A 21,577-nucleotide genomic window follows, 5' to 3' on the forward strand; every position below is an offset into this window, starting at 1 on the left:
CCCTGTACGAACTTTAAAAAATGTGATTTCTATTCAACATTAAAATTATCTTTATGCAAAAAAATATAATGCTTTTTATGGCATTTTTGCTTTCTGTTTCTGTCTTTTCGCAAGAAGATTTAGAAGAAGTAAAAATTACTAAAAAGCAAAAAGGAATTAAAAAATCCTTAACCGTAACAGCAAATACTTCTGTGATAACCAGTAAAGAATTGCTCAAAGCAGCTTGTTGTAACCTCGCCGAAAGTTTTGAGACCAATCCATCAATTGATGTTAATTTCTCTGATGCCTTAACCGGAACAAAGCAAATTAAAATGCTTGGTTTAACAAGTCCTTATTTAATGATAACAGAAGAAAACATTCCTTCCGTTCGTGGTGCTTCTCAGGCATATGGCTTATCGTTTACTCCGGGAACCTGGATCGAAAGTGTACAGATTACCAAAGGTGCCGGCAGTGTTATAAACGGCTACGAAAGTATTTCCGGTCAAATTAATACTGAGCTTTTAAAACCTTTAAATGATATTCCGTTTTTTCTGAATGCTTATGGTTCGACAGATTCCCGTTTTGAACTGAACACGCATTTCAATAAAAAATTGTCAGATAAATGGGCAACCAGTCTGTTTGTTCACGGAAATACGCGTGTCGCTAAAAACGATATGAACAATGACGGATTTTTGGATAATCCGTTAGGAAAACAGATTAATGTTTTAAATCGATATCAATATTATAATCCCGAAAGCGGTGTGGTTAGTTTTATTAATTTCCGGTACATGAATGATAAAAAGCAAACAGGAGAACTTGATTTTGATAAAGATCGTGATCGTGGCACAACTAAATATTGGGGCTCAGAAATTAATACGGAACGTTTTGATGTTTCTACAAAAATTGGGTATGTTTTTAAAGATATGCCTTATCAGAGTATTGGGTTTCAAAATGCCTTTAATACTCATAAACAGGATTCTTATTTTGGTTTAAATCAATACGATATAAAGCAAAATAGTTTTTATTCTAATTTGATATTCAATTCGATTATCAATAATACGATGCATAAGTTCACAACTGGCCTGAATTTTTCTTACGATCAATATCAGGAATTTGTAAATCTTACAGATGTAAGCAGAATTGACAACTCAGTTGGAGCCTTTTTTGAATATACGTATGACAATACCGATAATTTTAGTTTGATTTTAGGAGGCAGAGTCGACAATCATAATCGTCTGGGATTTTTTGTTACGCCTCGTTTGCACGTGCGCTACAATCCATGGAAAAATGCGGTATTGCGTTTTTCTGCCGGCCGAGGAAAACGTTCTGCTAATATTTTTGCTGAAAACCAACAGCTTTTTGCAAGTTCGAGAACCTTTTCAGTTTTAGATGCCAACGGAAAAATATATGGTTTAAATCCGGAGATTGCTTGGAATTACGGTGTAAGTTTTTCTCAGAAATTCAAACTCTTTCATAAAAATGCAGATGCAGGTTTTGACTTTTACCGAACAGATTTTCAAAATCAGGCCGTTGTAGATCTCATGCAAAGCCCACAGCAGGCATTGTTTTACGATTTAAAAGGAAGTTCGTTTGCCAATAGTCTTCAGGTTGAGTTCAATTATGAGCTAATCCATAATCTGAATTTAAGAACCGCTTATAAGTATTACGACATTCAGACCCACTATTTGCGAGGTACATTCCAGCGCCCGCTTCAGGCGAAGCACCGTTTCTTAGGAAATTTAGAATATGAAACAACGCTTAATAATGACAGGCAATGGAAGTTTGATTTTACATACAACTGGTCGGGAAAACAGCAATTGCCTTATACAGCATCTAATCCGGCGCAAGATCAGTTTCCCGAATTTTCACCATCTTATGGCATTATGAATGCACAAATAACACGTATTATTTCTCCTGTTTTTGAAGTATATATAGGAGGAGAAAATATTGGGAATTACAAACAGGAAAAAGCAATTTTAGGAGCCAACGATCCTTTTGGACCTAATTTTGATGCGTCAATTGCGTATGCTCCAATTTTCGGTCAAATGTATTACGCGGGATTGCGTTTTAAAATCAAATAAAGGCCCAATATCAATTTTAAAATAAATTTTAATAATAATTAATAATATATAAAATGAATAAAATAGTTCTAATAGCGATAATGGTTTTTTTAGGATTTTCAGCCCAGGCTCAAACCAAAAAGAACAAAAACTTAAAATATGCAACAGAAGTAAACGGAAACTGCGAGCAATGTAAAAAGCGAATTGAAAAAGCTGCCTTTGCTGTTCCGGGAGTAAAAACAGCAAACTGGGATATAAGTTCGCATCAGCTTTCGGTTATTTTAAACGAAGAAAAATCTTCACCTTTAGATTTGAATAATGCAATTGCAAAAGCAGGTCATGATACTAAGGAAGTTAAAGCAACAACTGCCGATTATGACAATCTTCACAGCTGTTGTAAGTATGTGAGAGAATAGTATTACCAGAAGCTCAAACGGTATGTTTGGGCTTTTTTTAATAGTTAATTTATGTTTAAAATACCGCATTTTATTGTGGTTAAAGTAAATAATTGTTACTTTCACCACTTATAAAGATAACCAACTCGTTTTATGAATAATTTTGATTGGACCCAGTTAATAAACCCTGAATTTTATATTACTTTAAGTATTGGAGGTTTTCAGATTGGGTTATTTATTGTGCTGTTTATAGTCTTCGCTGAAACAGGGCTTTTTGCAGGTTTTTTTCTGCCGGGAGACAGTTTACTTTTTTTAGCAGGTATTTACAGTCGTGATTTAATTGAGAATATTTTATTTATACCAAACGATTTTTTAAATGTTTTACTCCTTGCAACTTTGGTTGCTGTTATGGGTGTTCTGGGTAATATGACGGGGTACTGGTTCGGAGCAAAAAGTGGTTATTATTTGTTTAAAAAAGAAGATTCTTTCTGGTTTAAGAAAAAATACTTACTGCAATCTAAAGATTTCTTTGAAAAATACGGCGGAAAAGCAATAATTTATGCTCGTTTTCTTCCAATCTTCAGAACATTTGCGCCAATTATTGCAGGAATTGTTTCAATGGACAAAAAGAAATTCATGTTTTTTAATGTATTAAGTTCATTTCTGTGGTCATTCATTTTAATCTTTGCCGGTCATTATTTATATGGAGTATTTAAAGATAATTTTGGTATAGACTTAAAACATCATATAGAATATATTATAATAATAATCGTTATCATCTCCACTTTCCCCGTTTTAGTAAAACTATTAAAAAAGAGACCAAGCGAGAATATTTAAAAATATCTGGAATTATAAATACAAAAAGTCCGAAGTTATAAACTTCGGACTTTTTGTATTTATAATGAGTAATAAATTATTATTAACTAGAACCCTATTACGAAGTTATCTAGGATTTTAAACCTCAAAGGAAACCTTACAATTTGCATCTTTGAAACTTAGACCTCAGATTTTACCATTCATTCACTTTATTAGCATCCATTTTAAGAAAGATAAATAGTAAAATTGTAAAGCCCCAAAGTCCCGAACCTCCATAAGAAAAGAAGGGCAGGGGAACACCAATAGTCGGAAAAATTCCAATAACCATTGCAATATTTACAAAGAAATGGATAAAAAGAATTCCGGCGACACAATAACCATAAACCCGGCTAAATTTGGTTTTCTGTCTTTCTGCTAAATAAATTACCCTTAACAATAAACCTACGAAAAGAGCAATAACAGTTAGAGATCCTGCAAACCCCCATTCTTCGCCAACCGTTGTAAAGATATAATCGGTGTGTTGTTCGGGTACAAATCCACCTTTTGTTTGTGTTCCTTCGAGAAATCCTTTCCCAATCCATCCGCCAGAACCGATTGCAATTTCAGATTGATTGGTATTATATCCGATACCTTTCATATCTACAGATTTACCAAGTAATATATTGAAACGATCTCTGTGGTGTTGTTTAAAAACGTTGTCAAAAACATAATCAACAGAAAATACAAAGCCGGAAATTAAAACCAGTAAAATACCGCTAAGAATTATATTGCGATCTACAGCACGACCTTTAAAATGGATAATGGCCAACACCGCAAAAGCAATTGCAATAACGACGTATGGTTCTAATATAAGCGTAAGAACAAAAAGAACAATAGTAATAAACGCTGTCCATACATACCATGATGGTAATCCTTCTCTATATAGTACGAGTATAAATGCACTATAAATTAGCGCACTTCCGGGATCGGGTTGCGGTAAAATGAGTATTACCGGTAAGAGCATAATGGCGAGCGCCTGAATCTGCCTATTGGTTTCTTTTAAATTTATTTGCGTATCACTTAAATATTTGGCCAACGCTAAAGAAGTGGCAGCTTTTGCAAATTCTGAAGGCTGTAACGTAAAACTTCCGATTGCATACCAGCATCGTTGTCCGGCAATTGTTTTTCCGAAAAGAAATAGACCTGCAAGAGATAACAATGCTACACCAAATATAATACTCGCATATTTTTCGTAAAACTTTCCGTCTACAAAAAGTACAACAAATATCAATGGAATGGTACAGCAGATAAATATAAGCTGCTTTTCATAAGTTCGGTCTGTTGATAACAATGAAGACGAATAAATATTCAGCCACCCTAAAGTTACCAACGCAATGTAGATAAAGACACATATCCAGTCGATATTATTTTTTACACTTTGATTTTTCATTTGAAATAATCTTTCTTAGTTCTTTTTAGTAGTGTCTATTGCTGTTTTCTTAACTTCTGGTTTCGGAGTTGTTACAGGTGCTTTTGGTTTAACAATTTTGGCTTGTAAAACAGAATCTTTAGGTACAGATTCGATTTTGAGGGCCTCGCTTATTCCGCCAAGCTTAGCATATTCTGCAAGTAAGCTTTTATTTAATACCCGTACTTCCAAATCGGTTCTGGTAATTTTTTTTCTCAGATATTTTTCAATCATCAAACTCGCAATCGGTCCTGCAACAGTTGCACCAAAACCTCCGTTTTCAATCATTACTGCAATGGCTATCTTTGGATTGTCTTTTGGAGCAAAAGCCACAAATATAGAGTGATCTTTAAGCTTTTCTCTTTTACCATTAATTTTGGCATAATTCTCAGCCGTTCCTGTTTTTCCGCAAATGTCTATACCTTCTACACGAAGGGCATAAGCAGTACCTTTGTTATAAACATCAAACAAACCACTTATAACTGGTGGAAAATATTTCTGATCAATAGTAGTAACATGTTTTGTTGTAAACTTACTGTCAATTTTTTCTCCTTCAATTTTTTTGATGATGTGAGGAGTATAATAATAACCCTGGTTCGCAACTGTTGCCATCATATTGGCCAGCTGAATTGGAGTCATTAAAACCTCTCCCTGGCCAATTGCATTAGATACAATTGTGGAGCTTCTCCATCCTCCGTTAGGATAAATTCTTTTATAAGTTTTAGAAGTTGGAATATTACCTCTTTTTCCAGTTGGTAAATCGTAACCCATAAACTGTCCTAATCCAAAACTTTTTACGTGATCGCTCCAAACATCTACAGCTTTGCCCGGGTTGCCATATTTATTAATAGTTAGCATGTAAGCCTGACCAAAATATGTATTACAGGAATTATAAATTCCGTTGTGTAATTGGTGTGGACCAAAACCGTGACATTTCATAAAGCGTCCTCCTCCGTAACTAAAACCATGATGGCACATAAAAGTAGTCTGTTCGTTTACTACACCTTCCTGAAGTGCAACTAATCCGGTTAAGATTTTGAAAGGAGATCCTGGAGGATATTCGGCCAAAAGTCCTCTGTCATACAATGGTTTTGCTATAGAATCGCGATATAAAAGTGTATAATTTTTAGATCTTTGTCGCCCCACCATAATACCAGGATCGTAAGAAGGTGCAGTAACTAATGCCAGAATCTCTCCTGTTTTAGGCTCAAGAGCGACGATGCCTCCTCTTTTGTTGATCATCAATTCTTCACCGTACTTTTGAAGTTCGGCATCAATAGTTATATTGATATCTTCTCCTGCTACGGCAATCGTATCATATTTACCTTCTTTGTATGAACCAATCTCACGGTTGTATTTATCTTTTTGAATGTATTTTACACCTTTAATTCCGCGTAAAATCTCTTCATAGCTTTGTTCAACGCCTTGCTGACCAATTAAATCCCCACTATTGTAATACGGATTTTTGGCAATTAGCTTTTCGTTTACCTGTGTAATAAAACCAAAAATATTTGCACCGTAATCTACTTCGTAATCACGAAGTGATCTTTTTTGAAAGTAGAAGCCTTCATATTTTCTGATTTTTTCCTGAAAAGCAGCAAATTCACTTTTATTTAATTGCGATAAAAATACAGAAGGAAGCCTCGGGCTGTAAACCTTAGCTTTTTCAATACGTTTGTGATAATCTTCCGGAGTAATATTTAAAAGAGCGCAAAATTCAGCAATGTTGAGGTTTTCTTTTACTTCTCTCGGAATAACCATAATATCATAAGACGCCTGATTCGCAACAAGAAGTTTTCCGTTTCGATCGTAGATATACCCTCTCTCCGGATAGTCATAAACTTTTTTTATCGCATTATTCTCAGATTTCAGTTTAAAGGAATCATCGATAATCTGGAGATAAAAGATCCTGATCAGTAGCAAAGATGCTGCAATAATAATTATTGTGGGCAGCAGAACTTTTCTCATCGTTTATTGGGCTTAATAAGATAAATTATTATTATTGAAGTGATTATGGTAAAGATAGAACTAAATAATGTCCGTAATAAAATGTCCCAGATAAATTTGAACTGGAATGCCTCCAAAACAAATAATACAATATGATGCATTAAAACCGAAACCAAAATAAAAGAAAATCGTTCAGGAGTTAATGATTCGTTTAGCTTTATAGTTTGATACTCATAACTTAATCCAAAAGAGAATTTGAAAATATAGGGTCTGTAATAGGCTAAAATGACGCATGCCGTGGCATGTATTCCGCCGGAGTTACAAAACATATCCATCGTTAGTCCAAGTAAAAAACTTGAAATAATTAAACCTGCCTTATTACTGTTTACAGGATACAGAATGATATACAAAATGTATGGAAAAGGACTTATGTATCCCAGGAAATTCATGTTATTAAAAATAACGATTTGAATTGCCAGCAGCATAATAAATCTAAAAATATTTAGTAATACAGCGCTACTCATTCTTTTCCTTGCTTTTGTTTTCTAAATTAATAATCTCTTCCCTGTCTTTACTTTTGATAATATAAACATGTCCTAAGTTTGTCATGTCATTAAAAAGTTTAACTCTGATAACATAAAAACTAGTGTTTTCTTTTTGATAAATATTTTCAACTGTTCCAATATTAATACCTTCAGGGAAAATAGAAGATTGTCCTCCTGTAACGATAGTGTCTCCTTTACGAATAGACGCTAATCTTGGAACATCTTCAAGTTGTGCAAAACCTGTACTTTTTCCATTCCATGTTAAAGATCCGAAGTGATTAGATTTTTTAATCTTGGCGTTAATTCGGGACTTCATATTCAATATACTCACCACAGTAGAATAGCGTGGGGAAGTATTGTCCACAACTCCAATAATTCCTAAACTGTTGATCACTCCCATATCTTCTTTTACTCCGTCATTACTTCCGGAATTCAAAGTGATGTAGTTTTCATGGGTGTTATATGAATTGTGAATTACTTTAGATACAATGATATCAGCAGGTTTTACCCCTTTGATAGAATCGGGTAAAGGTGCTTTTGTAGTGTCTTCTTTATTAAATAAAAGACTTTTTAATCTTGCGTTCTCAAGTACAAGTTCGTCGTTTTCAGCTCTTAAATTCAAGTATTCGTTAACACGATTAATTCTTTCATATACACCTCCGCTAAGGAAATTTGCAGAACTGATTACTCTGCTTCTATGGAAAGAATGGGATTGAACAGCGAGCCCTAACGAAATACCTAAAAGCAGCAAAAACAGCAATCGATTACTGTTTCTTATAATAAAATTAAAAATTTGCTGCATTTCTTGTTTGGTTATTTTGTTTCAGGATATGCTTAAGTTTCAAATTTTATCAGGGTTAAATAGAATAAATTTAACCCCGATAAAAATAATTGATTGTTATTTGGAATCTTATTTGATTAAGATACTTTTAAATTTTGCGATATTTTTAAGCGCCATTCCTGTACCGCGGACAACAGCTCTTAACGGATCTTCTGCAATGTAAACAGGTAAATCTGTTTTCTGAGAAATACGTTTGTCAAGACCTCTCAACATAGATCCACCACCTGCTAAATAAATACCTGTGTTATAGATATCTGCTGCTAACTCTGGTGGAGTCTGAGATAATGTTTCCATTACTGCATCTTCAATACGTTGAATAGATTTATCTAAGGCTTTTGCAATTTCACGGTAAGAAACATCTACTTGTTTTGGTTTCCCAGTAAGTAAATCTCTACCCTGAACAGACATATCTTCCGGCGGTCCGTCAAGATCTTCGATAGCCGCTCCGATTTGAATTTTAATTTTTTCAGCAGTACTTTCACCCACAAAAAGGTTGTGTTGTGTACGCATGTAATATACGATGTCGTTTGTAAAAACGTCACCTGCAATTTTTACAGATTTATCACAAACAATTCCGCCCAGTGCAATTACAGCAATTTCTGTTGTACCACCTCCAATATCAACAATCATGTTTCCTTTTGGCTGCATGATATCGATACCGATACCAATAGCAGCTGCCATTGGCTCATGGATCAGGTAAACTTCTTTTCCGTTTACTCTCTCGCACGATTCTTTTACAGCTCGCATCTCAACCTCAGTAATTCCGGAAGGAATACAAACCACCATTCTCAATGCTGGGGTAAACATTCTTTTCTTTAATGCAGGAATACTTTTAATGAACATATTGATCATTTTTTCTGAAGCATCAAAGTCGGCAATTACACCATCTTTCAAAGGCCTTATGGTCTTGATGTTTTCATGCGTTTTACCTTGCATCATGTTGGCTTCCTTACCAACAGCGATGATTTTGCCTGATACTCTGTCGCGTGCTACGATAGAGGGGCTGTCAATAACAACTTTATCATTATGAATGATTAAAGTGTTTGCGGTACCAAGGTCTATTGCAATATCCTCAGTCATGAAATCAAAAAATCCCATAAGTTTTTTAGGGGTTTAAAATGTTATAAATTATTTATCGAACAAAGTTAAACAAATTAATGTTTAAAATGACGAGTTCCGGTAAATACCATTGCAAGATTATTTTCGTTGCAATAATTTATACTTAATTCGTCTTTTATAGAACCTCCCGGCTGAATTACTGCTGTAATTCCTGCTTTTTTAGCCAATTCTACACAATCCGGAAACGGGAAAAATGCATCACTCGCCATCGAAGCCCCATTTAAATCAAATCCGAAAGCTTTTGCTTTATCAACAGCTTGAATCAAAGCATCAACTCTTGAAGTCTGACCTGTACCGGATGAAATCAATGTTCCGTTTTTAGCAAATACAATTGTGTTTGATTTTGTATTCTTGCAGATTTTTGAAGCAAAGATCAAATCTTCGATCTCCTGAGCAGTAGGTTCTGTAATTGTAACGGTTTTTAAATGCTCTTTATTATCTGTAATATTATTTCTGTCCTGAATTAACAAACCATTAAGACAAGTTCTCACCTGACGGGATGGCAATTCAACATCGTTCTGAACCAAAATAATTCTGTTTTTCTTCTCTTGTAAAACCTCAATCGCCTCATTATCATATGAAGGAGCGATAACTACTTCGCAGAATAATTTGTTGATTTCCTGAGCTGTAGCTAAATCAATTTTAACATTTGAAATTAAAACTCCACCAAACGCAGATGTCGGATCACAAGCCAGAGCAGCCAAATAGGCTTCGCTGATCGTTTTTCTGGAAGCCAGACCACAAGCATTGTTGTGTTTTAGAATTGCAAATGTTGGTCCGTCTGTTTTAAATTCTGCAATTAAATTAACTGCTGCATCAACATCTAATAAGTTGTTATAGGATAATTCTTTTCCGTGAACTTTTTTGAAGATCGCGTCAAAATCTCCAAAGAAAAATCCTTTTTGATGTGGATTTTCCCCGTATCTTAAAACCTGACCGTCTGATATACTTTCTTTATAAATAGTTTCGTCTGTATTGAAATAATTGAAAATTGCTCCATCGTAATGAGAAGAAACATGAAAAGCTTTTGTAGCAAACAATCTTCTGTTTTCAAGAGTTGTTGCTCCGTCCTGGTCTGTAATCAAATCCAAAAGTAAGCTGTATTCATTTACAGAAGCTACAATTACAGTGTCTTTGAAATTTTTTGCGCCTGCACGGATTAATGAAATTCCGCCAATGTCAATTTTTTCAATAATATCCTGCTCGCTTGCTCCTGAAGCAACAGTTTTTTCAAAAGGATACAAATCAACAATAACTAAATCGATCTGAGGAATGTCAAATTCCTTCATTTGCTGCACATCACTTTCATTATCCTGACGATTTAAAATACCGCCAAAAATTTTCGGGTGCAGCGTTTTTACTCTTCCGCCAAGAATTTCAGGGAAAGAAGTAATATCTTCAACAGGAACTACCGGAATTCCAAGGTTTTTGATAAAATCTTCTGTTCCGCCAGTCGAATAAAGTGTTACATTTTGTTCGTGTAGTTTTCTAACAATTGGCTCTAAACCATCTTTAGAAAAAACCGAAATTAATGCTGATTGTATTTTTTTAGTTGTGCTCATTTTGTAGTTATGTTTTTCAGACTGCAAAAGTAGTTTTTTTATATATTAATTTAAAAGAATTAGTGTAACAATATGCTAAAAAAATCTACTGATGAGTTAGTTAACTTTTATTAGGTTTTTGATTTTAAATTATTGAATTTTACTCTATTGAAAAATACCGGAATATGATTGTCTATCTAAGATTATTAAAAGAAAGTTTGAGTTTTGCGATAAATGCACTGCGAAATAATAAATTAAGAACTTTGCTGTCTTTATTGGGTGTTACGATTGGTATTTTTTCAATTATAGCGGTTTTGGCAGCTGTTGATTCCTTAGATAAAAAAATATCAAAAGATTTAAGCAGCTTAGATAAAAATACAATTTATTTAATGAAATTCAATTTTGGACCGTCAGATATTCCGCAATGGAAGAGAGAACAGTTTCCAAATGTTAAATACGATGAATACGTAGCCCTCAAAAACTCAATGAATAATACCGATCAGGTCGGATACCAGCTTTTTGTAGCGAGAGAAAGTTTAAAATACGATTCCAAAACAGTTAGCGATGTAAATATTGTTCCATCGTCAAGCGAAATGGTCGATATTGACGGGTTGAGTTTTGATAAAGGAAGATTTTATAACGAATCAGAATCTAATTCCGGAGCTCCTGTTATTGTTCTTGGTTATGATATTGCAGATGGACTTTTTGGAAACAGTGATCCGATTGGAAAAAACATACGTCTCTACGGACAACGATTTACGGTAATTGGTGTAATGGCCAAACAAGGTGCCGGATTTTTTGGAGACAGCAACGATACTTCGGTTTATCTGCCGGCTAACTTTTTAAGGAGAATGTACGGTGACAGCGACTCCATGACGCCTGTAATTGTTTTAAAACCCGTTAAAGGAGTAGATATGGAAGCTTACAAAGCTGAAGTGGCGCAAAAATTAAGAGCGATTCGCGGAATGAAAGCCGGTGAAATGGACAATTTCTTTATCAATGTTCTTTCCGGATTTACCGATTTTATTGATGGAATTCTGGGGCAAATGAATGTTGTGGGATGGATTATTAGTGGATTTTCGCTGCTGGTTGGTGGTTTCGGAATTGCCAATATTATGTTTGTTTCCGTTAAAGAAAGAACCAATCTGATAGGAATTCAGAAATCTTTGGGTGCAAAAAATAAGTTTATTCTTTTTCAGTTTTTATTTGAAGCTGTAATCCTCTCTGTTATTGGAGGGATTATTGGTTTGCTGATGGTTTGGGGAATTGCATTTGCTTTGACCAAATTACTTGACTTTGAATTTGTTTTAAGCTTAGGAAACATAATTTTAGGAACTAGTCTTGCCGCTCTAATTGGCTTGATTTCCGGAATTCTGCCTGCTATTTCTGCTTCAAATTTGGATCCTGTTGAGGCAATTCGAACAGGAATGTAAATGCATTTTGAATAGTTTAAAGTAAGCTGTTTTAGAATTTAAATGTGTAATTAATTTAATAAATTGTAGTAAATGAGTTTTATTTTAAATTCTGTTGACACCGTTGAATCGATTACCAGAGAAGAATTCAAAAAAAAATATTTAGATAAAAGAAAGCCTTTAATTATAAAAGGATTAACCAAAGACTGGCCGGCAAGAGAAAAATGGTCAACCGATTATTTTAAAGAAATTGCCGGAGATATTGAAGTCAAATTGGTAGATAACTCAAAAGCAGATCCGGCCAAAGTAATCAATGCTTCGATTGCCACAATGAAATTTGGCGAATATCTGGATTTGATAAAAAGAGAACCTACAGATTTACGTATTTTTTTCTTCAATCTTTTTAAACACAGACCTGAATTAATTAATGATGTAAAAGTTCCGAAAGAATTAATGGGCGGTTTTATAGAAAGCATGCCCGCAATGTTTTTTGGTGGCTCGAAAGCAATTACTTTTTTACATTATGATATCGATTTGCCTCATCTTTTTCATACTCATTTTGGAGGAAGAAAGCACATTATATTATTTGATAATAAATGGAAGAAAAGACTTTATTGTCTTCCTAATACGACGTATGCATTAGAAGATTATGATGTTGCCAATCCTGATTTTGAGAAGTTTCCGGCACTTAAAGGAGTAGAAGGCTACGAAGTTTTTCTGGAACATGGCGACACTTTGTTCATGCCAACCGGAATGTGGCACTGGATGCGCTATATCGATGGATCTTTTTCGCTGACGCTTCGCGCATGGGATCGTTCTGTAAGTAGAAAAATGGCAAGTGTCTGGAGTTTATTTATGCATGGGGCTGTTGACAGTGGTATAAAGTTGGTTTTTAAAGAAAGTTATGCTAAATGGCGTGAAAAATTGGTTTTTAAAATAGCTGAAAAGGAATTGAAGAACAATAGGCCGAAATAAAGGTTCTGAGTTGCTAAGATTCTAAGGTTCTAAGATTCTTAGTTGAAAACTTTGCAGAAAAATTTAAAATGAACATATATAACTTATATGGTTTAAAAATAAAAAAATCCCAAGAAGCAATTCTTGGGATTTTTGTTTTAGAAGCTTTTGAAAACTATCTAAGAGTATTATTCTGAATCAAATCGATATATAAATTGATTTTATCTTTCAATTCTTTTCTTGGAGTAATAAAGTCAAGGAAACCGTGCTCTAAAAGAAATTCAGCTGTTTGAAAACCTTCCGGTAAATCTTTTCCTGTAGTATCACGAACAACACGCGGACCTGCAAAACCGATCAAGGCACCTGGCTCAGAGATATTAATATCTCCTAACATAGCGTAAGATGCAGTAGTTCCTCCAGTTGTTGGATCGGTACAAAGAGAGATATAAGGTAATTTTGCTTCAGCCAATTGAGCTAGTTTTACAGAAGTTTTGGCCAATTGCATTAAAGAATAAGCAGCTTCCATCATACGGGCTCCGCCAGATTTAGAAATCATTACAAAAGGAAGTCTGTTTTTAATGGCATGATCAATTCCTCTTGCGATTTTTTCACCCACAACCGCTCCCATAGATCCGCCGATAAAAGCAAAATCCATACAGCAGATTACCAGTTCTTTTCCTTTAGATTTTCCAACTCCGGTTCGAACAGCATCTTTAAGATGAGTTTTTTCCATTACATCTTTCAATCTTTCTGCATATTTTTTTGTATCCACAAAATGCAGAGGATCTTTTGATGTCATGTTTTTATCTAACTCAACAAATTCGTTGTTGTCGAATAAAATTTCAAAATAGGTTGCGCTTCCAATTCTAACATGAAAATCATCTTCCGGACTTACGAATAAGTTTCTCGCTAATTCGTCGGCATCAATAATTTTTCCTGTAGGAGATTTGTACCACAATCCTTTCGGCACGTCCATTTTGTCTTCTGTCGCGGTCGTAATCCCTTTTTCCTGTCTTTTAAACCAAGCCATATTGAATGTTTTATTTGTTTGAGGTTTCAAGTTTCAAGTTGCGGAACCTGAAACTTGAAACTTTAAACTTGAAACTTTTATTATAGTGTATTCACATTGTTTAAGTCAGCAAAAGCTTGCTCCAGTCTTGCGTTGAATGTTACTTCGCTTTCACGTACCCATCTTCTTGGGTCATAGAATTTTTTGTTAGGAACATCAGCACCTTCTGGGTTACCAATTTGTGATTTTAAATAGTCAAGGTTTTTAACCATATAATCACGAATTCCTTCAGTATATGCAAATTGCAAATCTGTATCAATGTTCATTTTGATAACTCCGTAGCTAATTCCTTCTCTGATTTCTTCAAGTGTAGAACCTGAACCTCCGTGGAAAACGAAATCTACCGGATTATGTCCAGTGTTGAATTTGTTTTGAACGAAATCCTGAGAATTTTTTAAGATTTTTGGAGTTAATTTTACGTTTCCTGGTTTGTAAACACCATGAACGTTTCCAAAAGCAGCAGCAATTGTAAACTTAGGACTTACTTTAGATAATTCTTCGTAAGCATAAGCTACTTCTTCTGGCTGTGTATATAATTTTGAACTGTCAACATCAGAATTGTCAACACCATCTTCTTCACCACCTGTAATTCCAAGTTCGATTTCCAATGTCATGCCCATTTTGCTCATTCTCGCTAAGTATTCTTTACAGATCTCGATATTTTCTTCGATTGGCTCCTCAGACAAATCGATCATATGAGAACTGAATAATGGTTTTCCTGTTTCTGCGAAATGTTTCTCAGAAGCATCTAATAAACCGTCGATCCAAGGCAAAAGTTTTTTTGCACAGTGATCAGTATGTAGAATTACAGTTGCACCGTAAGCCTCTGCTAATGTATGAATATGTAATGCTCCTGCGATTCCACCAGCGATAGCTGCTTTTTCACCTGCATTTGATAATCCTTTTCCAGCGTTGAATTGTGCTCCTCCGTTAGAAAACTGAATAATAACCGGTGCATTTAATTTTGCTGCAGTTTCCAGAACTCCGTTAATTGTACTCGATCCTGTAACGTTTACTGCAGGTAAAGCAAATCCTTTTTCTTTCGCATAATTGAAAATCTCCTGAACCTGATCTCCTGTAGCTACTCCGGGCTTAATATTGTGTGCCATTGTAATTTTTTTTATAGTTGTTTTTAGTTTTTAGGTTGCAAAAATAAGAATTAATTAGCATTAGAACGGATAATTTATCCCAAAATTTAAAACCGAGTGACCGAAATTGTATTCTTTAAACCATCGGTCTCCCTTCTCATGCGCCGGATTATAGGTCTTGAAGCCTAAATCTAAACGAATCACAAAAAAGCTTAAATCGTATCTCAAACCAAATCCTGTACCTAGTGCAATTTCTTCTAAATCGTTTAAGCTGTTAAATTTTGCTTTCGGATCTATAACATTATCGAGTACATTCCAGATATTTCCGGCATCTGCAAAGATAGCTCCCTTAACGTCGCCAAGAATTTTAAAGCGAAATTCTCCACTCAGCGCAAGCTTCATATTGGCCTCATTAAAATCATTTACAGCATTTGTACTTCCCGGGCCAAGTGCATATGGCTGCCAGGCGCGATTATCATTAGAACCTCCTCCGTAATAACTTCGTGAAAACGGGATATAATTTGAATTTCCAAAAGGAATCGCAATTCCAAAGAAACTTCTCACGGCCAGAACTTTCTCCTTGCCAAAATCCCAGTGTTTAATATAGTCAAATTCGGTTTTAATATATTCAGAATATTCTAAGTTGAAAATCTCGTAATTTCCTCTGGAATTTTTCGGAAGATTTCCAATTGCAGAAACCGCAGATAACAGAGAACCAGCCGATTCAATTTTTGCCCTGATTTGATAAAAAGTATTGTCGGCAAGATCCTTTTTCGTGGTTTTTGTAAAAGTGTAATTGGTAGCCAGAATAAAATCGTTTTCTGTTAAACGAATTCTTCTTTCTTCGATACTTTCAACTTCCTGATATTGCGAATCTGCCGGTGTTAATGCGGTCTTGTTTGTTATAACATCGTTTGTAAATCCTGCGGTTCCTTTAGGAATCGTTAGATTTTCATTAGCCTGTTCTTCCGGAGTGTCTCCCCAGTTGCCGGGATTTGTGTTGTAATTTTTTCCTATACCATTCAGGTCATCGTACGAAGAAGTGTAAACATTAAAATAATTATCAGGATTTAAATTGCGTACAAACTGCGCGTTCAATAATTCTAATTTTGCTGTATTATAACGTTTTGGAGTCCAGTTATAGGCAATACCACCAGTAAAATTCTCTTTGTCAAGACCAATATTACGCTGCTTAGAAAAACCAGATGTAATAGAGGTATACGGAATCATGCTTTTGGGAATAATTTTCTCTGTTCCAAAAGGCAATAAAATTCTTGGGAAGTTTAATTTCATATCCAACCCGTATTCAGAGACATTAAAAAAGTTATTATTCGGATTGGCCATGTCTCTCGAAGAACCAATATTTAAACGGGCAGAAATTTCAAGTGTTTCGGCGCGGTTAAAAACATTTCTAATGGTTTCAGAAATACTGGCACCAATTCCAAAATCCTGAATGTTGGAATGCGTTACGTCAAAAGTAGCTCCAAAACTATATTTTTTTCTTGGAGTTAAATAAACATTTGCAATTAAAGACTGGGCAGTAGAATCTCTCTTATCGACTTCATACTGAATGGACGGATAATTGAATATTCTTAGATTATTTAAATATCTCGAAGACAACGTTGTTCTGAAATCGGCATACGTACCTCCTTTGGTAATAAAGATAGCATCTGTTATTGCACGTGGTTTGTATTTTAATTTTTTGTAACTGTACAGATTAAAATTATTGTAGGTAGTACTGTCAGTTGGTTTTCTCTTTGCATTGGCGGCAGAGTAGTCGGTGTAAATATTAACATCGCTAATTTTGTACAGTTTAAAAGGTTCAGTTCGGCTGGAATCTCTTTCCTGGATATTGTTATTGTTAATAATTAAAGTAACATCGGCTTTTGCTTTTTTGCCAATTGTATCAATATCATAAGTAACATACGTGGGCTGAAAATAATAAGCTCCGTGATTTCTAAAATAAGTTGTAATTCGGTTCTTCTCGTCTTCAAAATCGGTAGTTTTGTATTGATTTCCAGATTTCAATAGAGAAGGATCATTATTAGTTTTGTATAATGAATCTAATGCCGGAGTCATTATTTTAGTCTTAATGGTATCTAATTTATAAGCCGGACCAGTCGTGATGTTATAATTGATTGAAGCTCTTTTCTTTCCAATTGTGTCAATAGTATAATCTGTTAGCACGTTAAAATATCCATTATTAAAATAATAGTATTTTAATCGGAGCAAGGATTTTTTCGTTTTAGAAGTATCAATGATAACGGGTGGTTCGCCGGTGTTTTTTAGAAATTCGTGAATACCTTTGTAATAGAAAGACTGTCCAAGACGATCTACTTGTTTTGCCGAATAGATTTTAGACATACGCTCATACTTCCCGGGATTGTTTTTAAATTTTGCCTGATAGGTAGAATCCGGATTTAAATTGGCTAAATTGTATAAATTCAATCTTAATTTGTAGCCCAACAATTTACCGTTTGGTTTTTGGTACATTTGGTTAGAAGCTGTTTCGTCATTGGTAGACTTGCCGTTTACTATAATATTATTTTTTACAAGAAGATTTTTTCCATCAGGAACTCTTTTTACGGCATTACAAGCGCAAATTAATATTGCAATTAGAAGAAATGCTATTATTTTTGTGGAATTATTTTTCAAGTGTTATTAAATATTTAATTCAAAAGTACATTATTTTATGGTTAGTAAAAACCAAATAAAACTTATCTCAGGTTTGCATCAAAAAAAGCAGCGTCTGGCCAATCAATTATTTTTTGCTGAAGGAGTAAAAGTAATTCAAGAATTGCTGCAATCCAATTTTGAATTAGAACATTTATATACTACCTTAAATGATTTTGAAGCAGTTCACACTTCAAAACGCACGCTTATTAATGAGCAGGAACTGAAAAAAATAAGTGCTTTGTCGACTCCTAATTCCTGTTTGGCAGTTTTCAAAATTCCATCCGAAAAGAAAATCATCGATTCGGGTTTAATTTTAGCACTGGACGATATTAGAGATCCCGGAAATTTAGGAACTATTTTACGTCTTTGCGACTGGTTTGGCATCAGGCAGGTAATTTGTTCTAATGAAACAGTGGATATTTTTAATCCGAAAGTGGTACAGGCTACAATGGGTTCTATTTCCAGAGTAAATGTAAACTATGTTGACTTAAAACTTTTTCTTGCTCAGACTAAACTGCCGGTTTTTGGAACTTTTATGGACGGAGAAAACATTTATCAGTCAAAATTACCTACGGACGGAATCATCATTATGGGTAATGAAGCCAATGGTATTTCAGACGAGATTGAAAAAACTGTAACCAGCCGTCTAACAATTCCCAGGTTTGGAGAGCTGCAAAAAACTGAAAGTTTAAATGTAGCTACCGCAACTGCAATTATTCTTAGTGAATTTAAACGAAATAGTTAAGATTTTGTTTTAATGAAAAGTAAAATTTATTAAAATTGCCCGGGATTTCATCGAATCGATATTATCTGTGTAAGGACTAACAGGATGTTCTGCTGTTACATTGTCCGGGATTATTTCGTTAGTAATTCCGAACATTCCTCTTACAGAAGGAGAAAAGATGAAATATTCAGTAAAGATGTCAATTCCCAACCCAACTTCGTAAGAGGCAGTCCATTGTTTTACTCTGAATTTTTGCTGCCAGTTGTCGTCTTTAGATTTTGCGTTACTAGATAAATTTAAGGTTGTCGACATTCCGCCTACAAGATACGGACGTATATTTCCTGTACGTAAAGCAGAAAATTTCAGCAATAGAGGAAAATGAATATAAGTACTGTTTACTTCTCTTAAATAATCTTTTTCTAAAGTTCCTACGCCGGGAAAATAAAGATCGCGTTTGGTATAATATAAACCTGGTTCAAAACGAAGATTAATATATTCCTGTAGTCGCAGATCGGCCACAACCCCCACATTAAAACCGGTCGTTTTTTTTACCTGAATATCTTCCTGAACAGGGGTTTTGTAATCAAATTTAAAGTCAAAACTATTAAAACCTAGATAATAGCCAAAGTAAATACGCTGCTTTTGCCAGTTTTCAAGGTTAACGATAGGATCTTTACTAAACATGTTTTTAGCAAATTGCGCATGCCCTTTTGTAGCTAAGACCAATAAAAATAAGATTACAGCTTTTTTCATATTATTTTTTAGATGCAGAATAAATTGTTGCGACACCAAAAGTTTGAGGCATTGCCACAACATCTATAAACCCAGTTTTTCTCAAAATATTGTTCAGTGCTTCGCCATAAGGAAAAGCAGCAGCAGATTCAGATAAATATCCGTAAGCATCATTATCTTTCGAAAATAATTTACCGATTAACGGAAGTATATTTTTACTGTAAAAATTGTAACCTTGCTTGTAAGGAAACTTTTCAGGAACAGAAGTTTCTAAAATAACAAAAACCCCGTTTGGTTTTAAAACTCTTAAAATTTCTCCAAAACCTTTCTCAAGATTTTCAAAGTTTCTCACACCAAAACCTACAGTAATAGCATCAAAGTAATTGTCCTCAAAAGGCATGTTTTCAGAATCACCTAAAACTAAATCTATAGTGTTTGAAAGTTTCTTTTCTTCCACTTTCTTTTTTCCAACTTCCAGCATTCCGGCAGAAATATCTAGGCCAATAATTTTTTCTGCATTGGTCTGCGCCATTAAAATTGCTAAATCTCCAGTTCCGGTTGCAATATCAAGGATAACTTTTGGTTTTTTATCCGATACTATTTTTAAAACTTTCTTACGCCACTTAATGTCGATTCCAAATGAAATTACGCGGTTTAAATTGTCATAATTCCCTGAAATGGTATCAAACATTTGGGTTACTTGCTCTTTTTTACCTAGTGAAGAGTCTTTATACGGAGTTACTTTTTCAGACATTTTTTTTATTTAGGCAAATATAAACAATCTAGTCTAACTGTAATTGAGTTTTTTTAATTTGAAATAACGTTTATGAAGTTCTGTTGAAAGTTATAATGCAGTTAAAAACTCCATCCCTAAATCTAGGTATTTTGGTAAAATCACTAAAAGTAGGTATTGTCTGACATGTTGTTTATTCGCAACTTTGTCAAAGTAAAAATGATTAAAGTTTTAATGATTGATACAGCCAATGACTTAAACAGATGATTGCTTTCTTTGCACTGGTAAATTCATCTGTTCTTGAAAGGTTTTGTAAGTATTGTTCTTGGGGGGAAATACTGTTAATAAGTGCAAAATACGTTCTTAGGATTAAATTTGTTTTTGGAAATTTTAATTTTCTGCCTTTAATATCTTAGTGGTATTTGTTATTAAAGGCGTTTTTGAGATTTAGGTCTCAAATAACATTAAATGTTATTCAGTTATCAAGTGTTTTTTACATTTGTGATTTTTTAAACAAAATTTTTCTTGAGAGAGTCCGGCCTTAAATATCAATCGTTTTAAAAACATCCTCCGTCAAAAGAGGATGTTTTTTATTTATTTTCTAATGTAAGTTTCATAAGTATAATCATAAAGATGTTTTTCATCCTTATGATTTTCTTCAGATTCTACCACAATCCATTCGTTTTTATTGATCTTAGGAAAAAATGCATCTGCATCGAAGGTGTGATGAACTTTTGTCAATTCAATAATATCTGTAAAAGGAAGTGCCAGATTATAAATTTCGCCTCCACCAATAACATAGCTGTCATCATCTTGAGGACATATCGCTAAAGCTTTCTCAATACTGTCTACAACAATACATCCTTCTGGCTTGTAATTTTCCTGACGCGAGATTACAACATGCACGCGATTTGGCAACGGTTTAGGGAAACTCTCAAAAGTTTTTCTTCCCATAATGATATGATGACCTGTAGTAAGAGCTTTAAATCTTTTAAAATCATTAGGCAAATGCCAGACTAATTCATTGTTTTTTCCAAGTGCATTATTTTCGGCTGCAGCCGCTATCATTATAATCATGGTATTCGTAACTAAATTTTATTATCATTCTCATCGTTTATAGAAGATTCCAGCTGGCTGATTCTTTTTTGCTGTAAAGCAACTAATCTGTCCACTTGTTCTCTTTCCCATTTTTTATTCATAAAACGATCGGTAATATATACTTTAATAAAATGCAGGATAAAAATAAAAAGCCAGGCAGTAATACCCCAAATGCACCAATTTTGAGTTGTGCCTTCTCCGAAGCCAAAGAATCTGTTGGCTATAAATAAAAATAAACTTCCTAAAAGGAAAAGAACAAAATGAAAATACAAAACCTTTTTTTGTCTTAATCGTCGTCTCGCATATTCGTATTGTTCGTGTACTTCTTTTTCCATAAGATAAAAAATGAGATTATAAAGTTAAAATTATTTTTTGAAAGACAATATTTTGGAGATCGAATA

19 protein-coding genes are annotated in these 21,577 nt (G+C 34.2%); 6 read left to right on the forward strand and 13 right to left on the reverse strand.

Annotated elements, in window-relative coordinates; genetic code table 11:
* Positions 1-53: 53 nt before the first annotated feature.
* The 3 genes from ABEB31_RS05035 (at position 54) to ABEB31_RS05045 (ending at position 3,271) form a co-directional block, all read left to right on the forward strand.
* Positions 54-2,060 carry a TonB-dependent receptor plug domain-containing protein gene (locus ABEB31_RS05035; RefSeq protein ID WP_347050258.1) on the forward strand — a complete coding sequence of 669 codons (2,007 nt, stop codon included), beginning with the start codon at positions 54-56 and terminating at the stop codon, positions 2,058-2,060.
* A 53-nt stretch (positions 2,061-2,113) separates the two neighbouring features.
* Positions 2,114-2,455: a heavy-metal-associated domain-containing protein gene (locus tag ABEB31_RS05040; RefSeq protein ID WP_347050260.1), complete on the forward strand. Its 342-nt coding sequence runs from the start codon at positions 2,114-2,116 to the stop codon at positions 2,453-2,455.
* A gap of 132 nt (positions 2,456-2,587) precedes the next feature.
* Complete coding sequence (locus ABEB31_RS05045; RefSeq protein ID WP_347050261.1) at positions 2,588-3,271, forward strand: DedA family protein; 684 nt, start codon at positions 2,588-2,590, stop codon at positions 3,269-3,271.
* A gap of 172 nt (positions 3,272-3,443) precedes the next feature.
* Here the strand turns inward: ABEB31_RS05045 and rodA are convergent, their stop codons facing one another.
* The 6 genes from rodA to purH form a co-directional block, all read right to left on the reverse strand.
* Positions 3,444-4,679 (reverse strand): rod shape-determining protein RodA, encoded by a 1,236-nt coding sequence (gene rodA / locus ABEB31_RS05050; protein ID WP_347050263.1) that lies wholly within the window; start codon positions 4,677-4,679, stop codon positions 3,444-3,446.
* 15 nt (positions 4,680-4,694) lie between these two features.
* Positions 4,695-6,665 carry a penicillin-binding protein 2 gene (gene mrdA / locus ABEB31_RS05055; RefSeq protein WP_347050265.1) on the reverse strand — a complete coding sequence of 657 codons (1,971 nt, stop codon included), beginning with the start codon at positions 6,663-6,665 and terminating at the stop codon, positions 4,695-4,697.
* Entirely contained in the window at positions 6,662-7,168 is a 507-nt protein-coding gene (locus ABEB31_RS05060; protein ID WP_347050266.1) for a rod shape-determining protein MreD, read from the reverse strand. The genes mrdA and ABEB31_RS05060 overlap by 4 nt, the downstream gene beginning before the upstream one ends.
* Positions 7,161-7,991 carry a rod shape-determining protein MreC gene (gene mreC, locus ABEB31_RS05065; RefSeq protein WP_347050267.1) on the reverse strand — a complete coding sequence of 277 codons (831 nt, stop codon included), beginning with the start codon at positions 7,989-7,991 and terminating at the stop codon, positions 7,161-7,163. Before mreC ends, ABEB31_RS05060 begins: the two co-directional genes overlap by 8 nt.
* Positions 7,992-8,099: 108 nt before the next feature.
* Entirely contained in the window at positions 8,100-9,128 is a 1,029-nt protein-coding gene (locus ABEB31_RS05070) for a rod shape-determining protein (RefSeq protein WP_008466528.1), read from the reverse strand.
* A 56-nt stretch (positions 9,129-9,184) separates the two neighbouring features.
* Entirely contained in the window at positions 9,185-10,711 is a 1,527-nt protein-coding gene (gene purH, locus ABEB31_RS05075; RefSeq protein WP_347050268.1) for a bifunctional phosphoribosylaminoimidazolecarboxamide formyltransferase/IMP cyclohydrolase, read from the reverse strand.
* Between the two features lie 164 nt (positions 10,712-10,875).
* Between purH and ABEB31_RS05080 the strand changes: the two genes are divergently transcribed.
* Together ABEB31_RS05080 and ABEB31_RS05085 are read left to right on the forward strand one after the other, a co-directional pair.
* Positions 10,876-12,123 (forward strand): ABC transporter permease, encoded by a 1,248-nt coding sequence (locus ABEB31_RS05080; protein ID WP_347050270.1) that lies wholly within the window; start codon positions 10,876-10,878, stop codon positions 12,121-12,123.
* A gap of 72 nt (positions 12,124-12,195) precedes the next feature.
* On the forward strand, positions 12,196-13,077 hold the full coding sequence (locus ABEB31_RS05085) for a cupin-like domain-containing protein (RefSeq protein ID WP_347050271.1): 882 nt from the start codon (positions 12,196-12,198) through the stop codon (positions 13,075-13,077).
* A gap of 154 nt (positions 13,078-13,231) precedes the next feature.
* On the opposite strand, the gene accD is transcribed toward ABEB31_RS05085, so the two are convergent.
* The 3 genes from accD to tamL form a co-directional block, all read right to left on the reverse strand.
* Positions 13,232-14,086 (reverse strand): acetyl-CoA carboxylase, carboxyltransferase subunit beta, encoded by an 855-nt coding sequence (accD, locus tag ABEB31_RS05090; RefSeq protein ID WP_347050272.1) that lies wholly within the window; start codon positions 14,084-14,086, stop codon positions 13,232-13,234.
* A gap of 80 nt (positions 14,087-14,166) precedes the next feature.
* Entirely contained in the window at positions 14,167-15,234 is a 1,068-nt protein-coding gene (fbaA, locus tag ABEB31_RS05095) for a class II fructose-bisphosphate aldolase (protein ID WP_347050273.1), read from the reverse strand.
* A 60-nt stretch (positions 15,235-15,294) separates the two neighbouring features.
* Positions 15,295-17,868, reverse strand: a complete 2,574-nt coding sequence (gene tamL / locus ABEB31_RS05100) for a translocation and assembly module lipoprotein TamL (protein WP_347050275.1) — start codon at positions 17,866-17,868, stop codon at positions 15,295-15,297.
* Between the two features lie 37 nt (positions 17,869-17,905).
* Here tamL and ABEB31_RS05105 point away from each other — a divergent pair, with 37 nt between their 5' ends.
* Positions 17,906-18,634, forward strand: a complete 729-nt coding sequence (locus ABEB31_RS05105) for a TrmH family RNA methyltransferase (RefSeq protein WP_347050276.1) — start codon at positions 17,906-17,908, stop codon at positions 18,632-18,634.
* 9 nt (positions 18,635-18,643) lie between these two features.
* On the opposite strand, the gene porT is transcribed toward ABEB31_RS05105, so the two are convergent.
* From porT to ABEB31_RS05125, 4 genes are all read right to left on the reverse strand, one after another.
* Positions 18,644-19,366 (reverse strand): type IX secretion/gliding motility protein PorT/SprT, encoded by a 723-nt coding sequence (gene porT / locus ABEB31_RS05110; protein ID WP_347050278.1) that lies wholly within the window; start codon positions 19,364-19,366, stop codon positions 18,644-18,646.
* A 1-nt stretch (position 19,367) separates the two neighbouring features.
* Positions 19,368-20,099 carry a bifunctional demethylmenaquinone methyltransferase/2-methoxy-6-polyprenyl-1,4-benzoquinol methylase UbiE gene (gene ubiE, locus ABEB31_RS05115; RefSeq protein ID WP_347050280.1) on the reverse strand — a complete coding sequence of 244 codons (732 nt, stop codon included), beginning with the start codon at positions 20,097-20,099 and terminating at the stop codon, positions 19,368-19,370.
* A 573-nt stretch (positions 20,100-20,672) separates the two neighbouring features.
* Positions 20,673-21,155, reverse strand: coding sequence for a dihydrofolate reductase (locus ABEB31_RS05120; protein WP_347050281.1), 483 nt, complete (start codon positions 21,153-21,155; stop codon positions 20,673-20,675).
* Positions 21,156-21,166: 11 nt separating this feature from the next.
* Entirely contained in the window at positions 21,167-21,511 is a 345-nt protein-coding gene (locus tag ABEB31_RS05125) for a 2TM domain-containing protein (RefSeq protein WP_347050283.1), read from the reverse strand.
* Between the last annotated feature and the right edge of the window lie 66 nt (positions 21,512-21,577).

Source organism: Flavobacterium olei (assembly GCF_039749035.1).
Classification (GTDB): Bacteria; Bacteroidota; Bacteroidia; order Flavobacteriales; family Flavobacteriaceae; genus Flavobacterium; species Flavobacterium olei.